The 13,849-nt window shown below is 35.4% G+C and carries 7 protein-coding genes; 3 read left to right on the forward strand and 4 right to left on the reverse strand.

The window, feature by feature from the left end; translation table 11 throughout:
- Positions 1-89 precede the first annotated feature (89 nt).
- From O5O44_RS05980 to O5O44_RS05990, 3 genes are all read left to right on the forward strand, one after another.
- A complete protein-coding gene (locus O5O44_RS05980; RefSeq protein ID WP_289196145.1) occupies positions 90-848 on the forward strand; it encodes a LuxR C-terminal-related transcriptional regulator in 759 nt (252 codons plus the stop codon).
- A 308-nt stretch (positions 849-1,156) separates the two neighbouring features.
- A complete protein-coding gene (locus tag O5O44_RS05985; protein ID WP_289196146.1) occupies positions 1,157-1,594 on the forward strand; it encodes a hypothetical protein in 438 nt (145 codons plus the stop codon).
- A 5-nt stretch (positions 1,595-1,599) separates the two neighbouring features.
- Positions 1,600-10,650, forward strand: coding sequence for a LamG-like jellyroll fold domain-containing protein (locus O5O44_RS05990; protein WP_289196147.1), 9,051 nt, complete (start codon positions 1,600-1,602; stop codon positions 10,648-10,650).
- A 160-nt stretch (positions 10,651-10,810) separates the two neighbouring features.
- Here O5O44_RS05990 and yidD read toward each other — a convergent pair whose 3' ends face one another.
- The 4 genes from yidD to folE form a co-directional block, all read right to left on the reverse strand.
- Positions 10,811-11,032: a membrane protein insertion efficiency factor YidD gene (gene yidD, locus O5O44_RS05995; RefSeq protein ID WP_289196148.1), complete on the reverse strand. Its 222-nt coding sequence runs from the start codon at positions 11,030-11,032 to the stop codon at positions 10,811-10,813.
- A gap of 95 nt (positions 11,033-11,127) precedes the next feature.
- Positions 11,128-12,609, reverse strand: coding sequence for a cysteine--tRNA ligase (cysS, locus tag O5O44_RS06000; protein WP_289196149.1), 1,482 nt, complete (start codon positions 12,607-12,609; stop codon positions 11,128-11,130).
- A gap of 13 nt (positions 12,610-12,622) precedes the next feature.
- Positions 12,623-12,985, reverse strand: coding sequence for a four helix bundle protein (locus O5O44_RS06005; protein WP_289196150.1), 363 nt, complete (start codon positions 12,983-12,985; stop codon positions 12,623-12,625).
- A gap of 88 nt (positions 12,986-13,073) precedes the next feature.
- Complete coding sequence (gene folE / locus O5O44_RS06010; protein ID WP_019388759.1) at positions 13,074-13,751, reverse strand: GTP cyclohydrolase I FolE; 678 nt, start codon at positions 13,749-13,751, stop codon at positions 13,074-13,076.
- Positions 13,752-13,849: the final 98 nt, after the last annotated feature.

Here is a 13,849-nt window from a genome sequence, read left to right on the forward strand (position 1 = left end):
AACAAGATACATTATTACATCGGTACCACTAATTTTTGTACAAAAATTATATTTTCAGTATATTTAAAAAACTTACCAGCCCAATAAAATTGATCAACAATAGAAAAACGACATTGTTTGACTCATCAAAATTTAGCAAGGAAATTGCTAAAATACTGCAAGACCGTATTGTTAAAACTCATAAATTCAAGTCGATTAAAAATTTTCCTATAGTCTTAGGTAAGCAAGCCATGTATATTTTAAACTGGCAAAAAGCACAATTAACATATTCGCGCGGAATTCTAGAAATGTTAGGATATTCAAAAGATGAATTTACCATGGATATGGCTTTAACATGGATTCATCCAGATGATATCGATGTGATTAATAGAATCCTAAAAGGCGTTGTAAATTTTGCTATTAATAATAATGTAAACGCACAAAAGCAATATTTGAACGTCACCTTCCGGTTATTAAAAAAAGATGGAACCTATTTAAGGGTCATGCGGCAGTCTTTACCTTATCAAACGGGTGAAGATGGTATTTTAATAACGCATTTATCAGTGCTAACCGATATTTCATTCATGAAAACCAGTACTAATTTTGTCGAATGGGAGCTTTATGCGGGTAATATAGATGTAACCCCCTTCAAAAAAAGTATTTATCATGAATTCGCTAATTTTTTTACAGAAAGAGAAAAGGAGATAATTCGCCTTATCGATAAAGGATTTACTAATAAAAATATTGCGAACGAGCTCACAATAAGCGAACATACCGTGGTGACTCACCGTAAAAATATTCTTAAAAAAAGTAATTGCCATAACAAAATAGAGCTAATCGAATTTTGCTGTTTAAATGGCATTTTATAGTATAAATGGCTCGTTTTAACGAATTACCGTCTTCACGGTATTTTATAACTTAGACTTTATTTCTAATTTGTCGGTGCTATTATTAATCTCCCTAACGATTAAATTCATGTTTTAAAGCCGTATTCCTTCATTTAAAAACTGGAATTCAAAATTTATATGGCTATTTAAAGCGTTTTCTCTAATTATACTTCTTATTAGCGGCCTAAATGTATCATAAAATTAAATGCAGTATTGTTTTCTTATTGTAGGCAAACAATAGTAACCTGACTTGTTTGTGTTTTGGTTAATTATCACTAAAACCAACCATTATGAAAACCAACCAACTCAAAAATTTCTTTCTTGGCATTATTGTATTAATGCTTTTTTCATTTCAAACGTATGCTCAGGACTCCTGGACATTGTTAAAAGAAGAATCTAATATTCAAATTTTTTATGAATTAATTCCTTGTGAAAGTGGGCAGAATATTGATCCAATAGAATTTGCAGAACAAGGAGATTTAAGACACGAAACATTCAAGCTCAAAATTATAAATAATAATGCTTTAAGCAAATCCATAACTTTTTCTAAAGTGACGACAACAGATAATAGCGACGAACTTGAAACTATCTCCGTAGTTTCAGGTACAACCTTATTAGAAACTTGCGAAACAGCACCTAAAATGATGCTCACAAAACAGTATCAGGACCAATATCCGATAGCAGTTACTGATTTTTTAAACGAATTTATAATCAACATTGAAAATTAAGGGCTATGAAAAAAATTACACAAATTACTTCGATAATAGGACTCTTATTTTTAATGTCCGCTACAATAAATGCACAAACAATTTTTCCAATAGTACCAGGTTCTGCAATTGCAGTAGGGAATGATGACCAAGTACTAAGAGACTGGTTAGATGACTACGGCGTAGCGCCTTCTGGTACCTTGTTGTACCGGAGGTCTATACATGGTGCTAGTGCAACTGCATTTCATAATTTATGTGATGATAAAGGACCAACTCTAGTTATTTTTAAAGCTAGTAACGGGCAAGTTTTTGGGGGGTATACACCAAATTCTTGGTCATCTAGTAGCCCTGGATATAGACATAGTACACAAGCCTTTTTGTTTAATTTAAATACAGACAGGAAGGCGAGTCCTTATTATCCGCAAAACAGTATTTATACACATCCAAGTTATGGTCCAACTTTTGGTAATGGACATGACATTCATGTTAGATCTGATATGAATAGTGGATATTTTAATGTATGGGGTTATAACTCCATTGATGGAAGTGCTTATCGTTCGTCAACAAGCTTACAATCATTAATAGGTTATGCAAGTTCAACTCAAAATTTATCGTTTTATTCAGGTTTTATCACCGAAATTGAGGTCTATCAAATAGAATTTAATACATCTGCACCAATTATTCAAGGGCAGGATATAACAGTATTATTGGATGAAAATGGTAACGCAAATATTACACCACAAGACATTGATACAGGTACAACAGATCCAGATGGACCAGTGACTCTTAGCATAGATATAAATAGTTTTAATTGCGATGATTTAGGAGGGAATTCAACAGCTATTACACCAACTTTTATTGGAACAGAAACTCAACCAACACATTCTCATGGTGGTGGTTACAATCCAATCGCCGAAGAATTTTGGTATCCACAGTGGTCTGGAAGTATAATTTATAGGTACGACAAAGACCATAATTTATTAGGGACTTTTGATTCTGGTCAACCGCAAATGATACAGTTGTGGGTAGATTCAGATAGTGCAACAGATTATTATACAGCAAATAATGGTTATAATACTTTTACTAAACGAAATGGAAGTACTACTATTTGGTCATATAATCTCGGCAGTGGACAATATGCTAGGTCATTATCTACAGATGCTAATTATGTCTATGCTCTTAGCTATTATAACAGTTATAAAATACATGTATTAGACAAAAACACAGGCGCTTTTGTAAAGTATATAAACCTACCTGGGCAATTATACACAGTTGGAGCTTTAGTAATAGCTAATGGTTTTATTTATATAGGTGGAAATGCAATTGGGTGGAGTAATTTACCTAACAATTATAGGGTGTTGCATCAACTAGATTTGAGTGGGAACTATATAGGGTCTTATACTACCAATGTAAACCTTTACTCTACAGCATTTGATGGTGAGGTTATTTGGTTTTCAGATTATAATTCAAACATTATTTCTGGTATTAAAATAGCGGAAGGTAGTGCTTACGGCAGTTCTGGTTCTAATTCAGTAATATTAACAGCTGCTGACCCATTAGGTAATTCAAGATCTCAGGCTTTTGGAGTTATCGTAGAAGACAATATAGCCCCAACTATTTCATTAAATGGCGATGCAATAATAGATGTTATAATAGGAGAAACTTTTACAGATCCAGAAGCAACTGCTACAGATAATTGTGCTGCTGAAATTGAAATTACAGGTACAGTAGATGTAAACACCATTGGTGAATACATTTTAAGTTATAAAGCTGTTGATGGCTCGGGTAATGAATCGGAAGTTTTAACACGTACGATTAATGTTACAGGTTGTGACCTTGCTTCCGTAACAGCAAATACAATAGATGCTTCTTGTGCCACCGCAGAAGATGGTGGAGCAGAAATAACCATAAATTTTGCAGACGCTCCTGTAGCTATAGAGGGTAATTTAGGCGGTCCAGACTGGTTTCCTTTTGGTACCCCACCAACAAACCCGTTTGCACTACCTATAGATAATTTAGGCCCAGGAACCTATACAGTATCTATTAGAGAAACTGATGATACCGATTGCCAACAAAGTTATGAGTTTACAATAGGTATACAGCCCAATGCCACAGATAATGATGGTGATGGTGTTACTGTAGATGATTGTGATTGTGACGATAACAACGCTTCAATTTACCCTGGAGCAGATGAACTGTGCGATGGTATAGATAATAATTGTGATGGTGAGATTGATAATAATGCTGTGTCAGATGCCTTTTTGGCAAGTTTAACAGGTACGGATTTGGTGCTATCTCCTGCTTTTGATTCTAATACTTTTGCCTATACAGCAGAAGTATGTAACAGTATTACAGAAACCATAATAAGTGCTACTGCAACTAACACATTACCTAGCACAAGTATTGTAGGTGATGGGTATGCAGCATTAAGTGAAGGGCTAAATATCATTACGATAACAGTTGAAGCTTGCGGTATAACTCAGGACTATTCCATTGCCGTTACCAGATTGTCTGAAGTCCTATATTATACAGATGCAGATAATGATGGTTTTGGTGCAGATACTGTAGGGACGGCCTTATGTAGTTTACAAGCTGGTTATGCAACAAATAATCAAGATTGCGACGATACTAATTCCAGTGTATATCCAGGAGCTTCAGAAGTAAATTGCGACGGTGTAGATAACGATTGTAATCCTAACACACTAGATAATATGAATCCAGTGGACGTGGATTTTGATGTAACTAGTGTTACTTACGGCCCTGTAACGCCCTTAGAATTTGGTGTTGATTTTGTAGATGGTACTGATTACACATTTGCTTCTGCAGGTAGTAACCCAGGAGAAGCTGGTGGGAGAACTTGGACTTTTACAGACCTCTTACCAGAAAATTATGGTGGCTTATGGTTTACTTTTAATAATATAGAAAACCCAAGACACAGTACTCAGGCAGCAACAGGCTCTATGGTTTTTCATAGTTTCGATGTAAATACGGGTGTGGCTACTTTCCACAGTACAGCGCCACTCACATGGACAAATCCAGCGAATGGTCAACTGCAAAGCGTCAATACACAATTTAGAATGCAAGTTCAACCAGTTGGAGCAACTGGTACCTCACCAATGAGTGCAGGTGTTGTTGGAAGTATTCCAAACCATTTTGTAGATGGCGGCGAAACAGGACTTCCAAATTTAGGATTAGATTGGCCTGTATTAGATATTAGTCAACAAGGTGATTTTAAGGTGTGGTTTGCTTTTGAAGTGCAAGGCACCAATCAACCATTAACACAGTATTATGATAATGCTAGTACACCACCAAATACCTCATTCTTTACTTCGGTGTATAGTGGTTTTTATGGAGCAGATAAGGTGTGCAGCAATCCAGGGAATGAACTAACCCTTACTGCTATACCAGATACTTATAATTCTGGGCCATTCGTTTATACATTTAATAATATTACAAACACAACGGGTATATTCTCGGGCATTGCTGCTGGTAATTATGATTATAGTGTACTCGCTAACAATGGGTGTTTAACAATAGGAACACATACAGTAGGGCCGCCAGATCTTAGTTTATTGTTACCAATACCAGATTTGGAAACGTTGCCAGATATAACAGCAGAATGTGAAGTTACACAATTAACACCTCCTTCGGCTAGCACAGTTTGTGGAGGCTCAGTAAATGTGATGCATGATGCTAATTTGCCAATTATTGCCCAAGGAACAACGGTCATTACTTGGACTTACGAGACTGATGGAGGTTCAGTAAATCAAACTCAAAATGTGATTTTGGAAGATACAACACCACCAGTATTGGTTTGCGAACCGCTTACTGTTGATGTAGACCCTGGAGTATGTGAAGCTAATATATCGGTTATGCCACCAGGTGTCACTGATAATTGCAGTAATATCGGGTCAACATCTTTAGAGTTTGACGGAATTAATGATAAAATTATTATTCCATATAGTTCGAGTTTTTCTTTTGGTACCGAGGTAACAATGGAAGCATGGATCTATCCTGAAAAAAATACTTATTCAAGAATTTTAACTAATTACTCAGGAGGAGGTAGTAATCCAGGTGAATTCGTGTTCGATACCTATGATCCATCTGAGCCAAATGGGCGAGGTCTGAGATTAGTATTTCTTAACAATGCGGCATCAGCATCTGTTTCGAGTCCTAATGTTCTGAGTCTAAATTCTTGGAATCATGTTGCAGGGACATTTGATAATGGTACCATAAGAATTTATGTAAATGGTATAGAAGTAAATTCTTCAATGGCCACCTTTACATCAATAACACCTTCAAATTTAGATTTAATAATAGGTGAAGATAGGATTACCGGTGTTCCAGAGTTTTTCAAAGGAAAAATGGACGAAATGCGTATTTGGAATCGAGCATTGTCAGCAACAGAAATCGCTTTTTCTCATAATAAATTACTATCTGGAACTGAACCAGGATTAGTAGCTTACTATAATTTTGAAGATGGTGAAGGCAGTAATACTTTGGCCGATAGCTCTGGAAATGGTAACACTGGTACTTTAAACAATATGGTTCCTGCAACAGATTGGGTTATTAATGATATACCATTATTGGTTTATAGCCTGACTAATAATGTTACAGGAACCAGTGATGCTTCCGGTGTTTATCCTGTTGGTAGTACAGAAATTATTTGGACAGCAACTGATGCTAATGGAAATTCAGATTCCTGTACACAAACTATAACTGTTGAGGATAATTTACCACCCGATGTAGTTGGTCAAAATATAGAAGTAACATTAACGGCGAGCGGAACCGTAAGTATTGTTGCTAATGATGTTTTAGATACAGGTTCAGATAATTGTGGATTAGTCGATTATAGTATAAGTCAGGATACATTTGGAGCACAAGATGCTATAGATAGCCCCGTAACCATTCAATTAACCGGAACCGATCCTAGCGGAAATGAAACAACAGTACCTGTAATAGTAACTGTTATTGACCCAGTGCCAAATGCTATTTGTCAATCTATTACAGTTTATTTAGATGAAAATGGAACTGTAACAATTGCTCCTGAAGATATCGATAATGGATCTAATTCGGTTGTCGGTATTGGTAGCCTAAGTTTAGATATTGATACTTTTGGTTGTGAAAATGTAGGAGAGAATACTGTAACACTTACTGTTGAAAGTACTCTTGGTGCTATAGCAACATGTGATGCTACGGTTACGGTTGTTGATAATTTACCGCCTGTTATTGTCTGTCAGGATAGTATAATTCAATTAGATGATAATGGCACAACAACCATTAACGCATCAGATATAAATGGAGGAGCATCAGATAATTGTGGAATTGCTTCCGTATCATTTCTTACAGGTACTTTAGGTGGAGAAGAATTAGTCCAGAATGGCAGCTTCTTACAAGGAACTTATGCATGGGCTGTTACTAATAATTCGATTGGTGGACCACAATCTGGTGGTGGTAATCCTGATGAATTCTTTCTTTTAAGTGGTGATGGAAATGCTGGGTCTGATCCTACCATTCTTCAAACCATCAATAATCTTAACATTGGAGAACCGTATACCATCACTGGAGATTATAAAAGCAATGATAGCAATACAACTGGTAGTGACATTTTTGCAATTGATTTAGATGGAGTAGAAATTGCTACACGTCCAAATCCAGGTACTAATTGGACAGCCTTTAGTGTAACTTTTGTGGCTACTGCTGCTAATCAGAATATAGGTTTCAGGGCTGAAATTAACGGCACTGATACTGATATTGCATTAGATAATATTCGTATTAAACAAACTATTACCAATGTTACTGCAGAGAGTATTGATTTTGATTGCTCAAATATTGGTGCTAATGAAGTGACTTTATTGGTTATGGATGTTAATGGTAATAGTTCAATTTGTACAGGGAATGTAACAGTAGAAGATAAGGTACTTCCAGAAGCTATTGCTAAAGACATCACAGTTCAATTAGATGCTAGCGGAGCAGCTTCAATTACGGCTGCTGATATCGATAATGGCTCGAATGATGCTTGTGGTATCTTGAGTTTAGAAGCGGATAACAGTTTCGATTGTTCACATGTTGGACCTAACACGGTTACCTTAACAGTTACTGATAACAATAATAATGTATCAACAACCACAGCAGTGATTACTGTAGAGGATAATGTTGATCCTATTGCTATTGCTAAAGACATCACAGTTCAATTAGATGCTAGCGGAGCAGCTTCAATTACGGCTGCTGATATTGATAATGGCTCGAATGATGCTTGTGGTATCTTGAGTTTAGAAGCGGATAACAGTTTCGATTGTTCACATGTTGGACCTAACACGGTTACCTTAACAGTTACTGATAACAATAATAATGTATCAACAACCACAGCAGTGATTACTGTTGAGGATAATGTTGATCCTATTGCTATTGCTAAAGACATCACAGTTCAATTAGATGCTAGCGGAGCAGCTTCAATTACGGCTGCTGATATCGATAATGGCTCGAATGATGCTTGTGGCATCTTGAGTTTAGAAGCGGATAACAGTTTCGATTGTTCACATGTTGGACCTAACACGGTTACTTTAACAGTTACTGATAACAATAATAATGTATCAACAACCACAGCAGTGATTACTGTTGAGGATAATGTTGATCCTATTGCAATTGCTAAAGACATCACAGTTCAATTAGATGCTAGCGGAGCAGCTTCAATTACGGCTGCTGATATCGATAATGGCTCGAATGATGCTTGTGGTATCTTGAGTTTAGAAGCGGATAATAGTTTCGATTGTTCACATGTTGGACCTAACACGGTTACCTTAACAGTTACTGATAACAATAATAATGTATCAACAACCACAGCAGTGATTACTGTAGAGGATAATGTTGATCCTATTGCAATTGCTAAAGACATCACAGTTCAATTAGATGCTAGCGGAGCAGCTTCAATTACGGCTGCTGATATTGATAATGGCTCGAATGATGCTTGTGGTATCTTGAGTTTAGAAGCGGATAACAGTTTCGATTGTTCACATGTTGGACCTAACACGGTTACCTTAACAGTTACTGATAACAATAATAATGTATCAACAACCACAGCAGTGATTACTGTTGAGGATAATGTTGATCCTATTGCAATTGCTAAAGACATCACAGTTCAATTAGATGCTAGCGGAGCAGCTTCAATTACGGCTGCTGATATCGATAATGGCTCGAATGATGCTTGTGGTATCTTGAGTTTAGAAGCGGATAACAGTTTCGATTGTTCACATGTTGGACCTAACACGGTTACCTTAACAGTTACTGATAACAATAATAATGTATCAACAACCACAGCAGTGATTACTGTTGAGGATAATGTTGATCCCGTTATTACTTGTGCATCAAATGATACGCGATTTATTGACCCTTATCAAACATACTACACTGTAGATGGAACAGAGTTTGATGCAACTGCTACGGATAATTGTGAAATTGCTTCAATAACCTATACAGGTGGCTCACCTAGTACAAGTGGGTCTTTAATGGATGGAGTCCAATTATCTTTAGGAACAAATACAATGAGTTGGACGGCGTTAGATGTTAATGGGAATGACTCTGATTGCACAACAATTGTTGAAGTAATAAAACGCCCAACAATATTAACATATAATGGTGATTTAGTTGAGCAATATTCGGATAGTGTCGATTTATCTGCAACTTTAACTGATGATGTATCTGGAGATGGTGTCCAAGGAAAAACAATAACATTCACTATCGGGTCACAATCAACAACGGCAGTCACTAATACAAGTGGTGAAGCTTCTACAACTTTAATTTTAACTCAGGATCCAGCAGGTATATATACAGTAAATGCTGAATTTACTGAAGATGCTAGTTACCTTGGTAGCAGTGATAACAAATATTTCGATATTACTCAAGAAGATGCCATTGTAAATTATACGGGGCAATCGCTTCAGGCAACACCGAATGCTAATAGCACAAGCGCTACGATAGTTCTTAGTGCTAATATTCAGGATATTACAATTAATCCTAGCAATACGCTTTATGATCCATACCAAGGAGATATTTTGAATGCAAGATTAAAGTTTGTAGATAGAGAAGGCACTTTTGATTCTGGTTGGTTAGATGTTAACGATTTGATAGACCCAGTAACGGGTACAGTAAGCTACGAATGGGCAACTTCAATATCTGGAAATAACACATCCGAATCATTTACAATAGGAATTATTGTTGATACTGGTTTTTATATTAGAAATTCTAGTGAAGATGATACGGTTGTTACTATTTATATTCCAACAGGAGATTTCATCACTGGTGGTGGTTACATATTACCAAATGCTTCAGCTGGTGAATATGCTTCAACCGATGGCTTGAAAACAAATTTTGGTTTTAATGTGAAGTATAATAAAAAAGGAAATAAATTGAAAGGGCATATGAATGTCATTTTTAGAAGACTGGAGAATGACGGCATTATACACGTGTATCAAATTAAAAGTAACGCCGTACAATCTTTAGGTGTTGATGTTTCAGATGAAGATGCACAGTTTGCTACATTCATAACAAAATCTAATTTAAAAGACATTACAGATCCTTTAAACACAATTTCTTTAGGGGGTAATCTAATTTTAAAAGTAGATATGACAGATAGAGGAGAACCAGGTGAATTTGATTCGATTGCATTTAATTTAACCAATGGAGGGTCTGGAGAACTTCTTTACTCAAGTAATTGGACTGGAATTGCTACTGATGAATTGCAACTTATAGGAGGGAACCTTAAAGTCCATAGTGGATTTAGTTTAGGTAATACTAGTAGTAAGGCTACAGAACCATTAGCAGAGGAGTTATATGACGGCTTAGAATTAGTATCATGGCCAAATCCATCGGACGATTACTTTAATCTTAAATTAAAATCTAAAAACACGGTTGATAAAATGTATATCCAGGTTTTTGATTTAAATAACAGATTAGTTTCCTTTAAAACGGGTGTTCCAAATAGGGATTATAAAATAGGGGCAACGCTGGAATCTGGATTATATTTTGTAACAGTTACTCAAGGTAATGCTACTAAAATTGTAAAACTTATTAAGCATTAGGAAATTTAAATAAGATAATTTATAACAAGCAGGGTTTCAATTGATATTGAGACCCTGTTTTATTTTATTGTCTCTCAAGAGGGCATTTCAAAGCTACGAGCATAAAAATGTTAATGAACAGTTGTGTTTACTGGAGGAATAAGTTATAGCCGTCTTGATTTTAAGGCACAGGGTCATAGCCGGAACCTCCCCAAGGATGACAACTAAAAATACGTTTTAACGCTAACCAACCACCTTTAATCAACCCATGTTTCTGTAAAGCTTCTTTGCTGTAGTGTGAACAAGTTGGATGGTATCTACAAGTCGCAGGCGTCAGTGGAGATATAAGTGTTTGGTACACTTTTATCAGAAATAAAAACGGTGTAATGAGTAGTTTTTTCATTTTGTGTTAGACTGTCAGGTTGAGCATAGTCGAAACCTACTATTTGTGTTTAAAGATAAAATAGTTCTCGACTGCACTAGAACCGCCAAACATTCTTAATTTGTTGAAAAAGTCGTACCGTCTTTACCATCTTTAAGTTGAATACCAACTGCAGCTAATTCATCACGTATTTTGTCAGAAAGTGCAAAATCTTTATTGGCTCTTGCGTCTTGTCTTAATTTAATTAACACATCTACAGCTCCTGCAAGTTTATCGGTTCCAGAATCGCCTTCATTCGTATTTTTGAGTCCTAGAACATCAAAAACAAAATCGTTAATAGTGTTTGTTAGTAACGCTAAATCTTCAGCATTTAAAGTTTCAGAACCTTCTTTTATTTGATTGATATATTTCGCTGCTTCAAATAAATGAGCAATTAAGATTGGTGAATTAAAATCATCATTCATCGCATCATAACACTTCTGTTTCCATGCTTGAATATTTAAAGTTGAGGAGTTTGAAGCTTTTAAATCACTTAATAGATTTACGGCGTCCATTAATCTATGAAATCCTTTTTCGCTTGCTAATAATCCATCATCGGTTAAATCTAATACACTTCGATAAGAAGACATGGCATTAAAAAATCTTATAACACTTGGCGAGTAAGCTTTACTGAAAAATTTGTTTTTTCCCGATAAGAGTTCGTCAGGATTTACAGTGTTTCCTGTAGTTTTAGACATGCGTTGACCGTTTAGCTCTAGCATGTTGGCATGCATCCAATAATTTACGGGACTTTTACCTTTAGCCGCTTCATTTTGTGCTATTTCACATTCGTGATGCGGAAATTTTAAATCCATTCCACCACCATGAATATCAAATTGTTCACCTAAATATTTAGTGCTCATGGCAGTACATTCAAGGTGCCATCCTGGGAATCCATCGCTCCAAGGCGAAGGCCAGCGCATGATATGTTGAGGTTCGGCTTTTTTCCAAAGCGCAAAATCTTGAGGATTCTTTTTATCACTTTGACCATCTAACTCACGTGTATTATGAATTAAGTCTTCAAGCTTTCTTTTGCTTAATTTTCCGTATTCATTGGTTTCGTTAAATTTGTGTACATCAAAATAAACCGATCCGTTTACTTCATAAGCAAAACCATTATCAATGATATTTTTTATTAACTCGATTTGCTCAATGATATGTCCTGTTGCTGTAGGCTCTATGCTTGGAGGTAAAAAGTTAAGTGTATTTAAAATATTATGAAAATCGACAGTGTAGCGCTGAACAACTTCCATGGGTTCAATTTGTTCTAAACGCGCTTTTTTTGTGATTTTATCTTCACCAGCATCAGCATCATTTTCTAAATGCCCAGCATCAGTAATGTTTCTAACGTATCTTACTTTGTAGCCTAAATGCTTAAGATAGCGAAATACCATGTCGAAAGACATAAAAGTTCTCACGTTTCCCAAATGTACATTACTGTATACAGTAGGCCCACAAACATACATGCCTATGTAACCTTCGTTTATAGGTTTGAAAAGTTCTTTTTTACCGGTAAGTGAGTTATATATTTTTATCTGTTGTTCTTCGTAGAGTTGCATAGCTGTTAAGTCGTTAGGACTTTAGAAAATGATTTCGTAATGAGTTAATCTTATTAGTAATAGATTCCACTTCAAATCTAATATTTTTAAAGTTTTCTTCGGAAATAAATCCAAGTTCTTTTGATATTAATGCTTGGTTTAATAATTCTAGGGCGGAACTATAAGCTAAAGTCATGAAGTGTGCTCTATCTTTTTGAGTTAATCTTGCAGTACCTTCAGCAATATTTGAAGAAACAGAAACAGAACATCTTCTCATTTGAGAGGTAAGTCCAAATTTTTCTTCATTTGGAAATAATTCTGTAATTTGATAAGTTTTTGCTGCCAAATTAATAGCTTCTTTCCAAACGTCTAACTTTTCAAAAGAATATACATGCATTTTTTAATAGTTTAGTTGTATGTCGTGTACTTGTAAAGTTGATTATTTCTATCCAACTTAACGGCTTTACGACTAAACATCAAACATCTTAGAACTTAGTATCTAATTTTATGTAATCTAGAAATTCACGACGAGTAGCCATATCTTTGAATTTTCCTCCAAATTCTGAAGTTACCGTGCTACTTTCTATATCTCGAATACCTCTAGAATTCACACAAAGGTGTTTAGCATCAATTACACAAGCCACATCTTTAGTACCTAAAACTTCTTGAAGTTCTCTTACAACTTGAATTGTTAAACGTTCTTGTACTTGAGGACGTTTTGCAAAATAATCGACAATTCGATTCATTTTAGATAACCCTACAACAGTGCCGTTAGAAATATATGCAATGTGCGCACGCCCAACTATTGGCAACAAATGATGCTCGCAAGTTGAATATACAGTTATATTTTTTTCAACAAGCATTTCTCCATACTTGTATTTATTTTCAAAAGTAGAAGCACTTGGCTTTTTATTAGGATCTAACCCACCAAAAATTTCTTTAACAAACATTTTAGCAACACGATTAGGCGTTCCTTTTAAACTGTCGTCTGTTAAATCTAATCCAAGAGTTTCCATGATGTGACGCACGTCATCTTTTATAATGTCTATTTTTTCTTCGTTAGAAAGTTTAAAAGCATCATTTCGCATTGGTGTATTTTCAGAAGTACCAATGTGCTCATTTCCTAAGGCATCAAAATCTTCCAAGTTGTTATCAAATTTCATGATTAAAAGCTCAAAATTTAATTTGCAAAGATAAGCATTTCTGTTTTGCTATAATTGCAGTTTAAAAATAATTAATATTAGACTTAGTCTGCTGTTTT

The organism is Algibacter luteus, assembly GCF_030344935.1.
Taxonomy (GTDB): domain Bacteria; phylum Bacteroidota; class Bacteroidia; order Flavobacteriales; family Flavobacteriaceae; genus Arenitalea; species Arenitalea lutea.

Coding starts and splice junctions, on each gene's coding strand:
- O5O44_RS05985 (WP_289196146.1), top strand. CDS start 1,157: ATGAAAACCAACCAACTCAAAAATTTCTTTCTTGGCATTATTGTATTA.
- O5O44_RS05990 (WP_289196147.1), top strand. CDS start 1,600: ATGAAAAAAATTACACAAATTACTTCGATAATAGGACTCTTATTTTTA.
- yidD (WP_289196148.1), bottom strand. CDS start 11,032: ATGAAAAAACTACTCATTACACCGTTTTTATTTCTGATAAAAGTGTAC.
- cysS (WP_289196149.1), bottom strand. CDS start 12,609: ATGCAACTCTACGAAGAACAACAGATAAAAATATATAACTCACTTACC.
- O5O44_RS06005 (WP_289196150.1), bottom strand. CDS start 12,985: ATGCATGTATATTCTTTTGAAAAGTTAGACGTTTGGAAAGAAGCTATT.
- folE (WP_019388759.1), bottom strand. CDS start 13,751: ATGAAATTTGATAACAACTTGGAAGATTTTGATGCCTTAGGAAATGAG.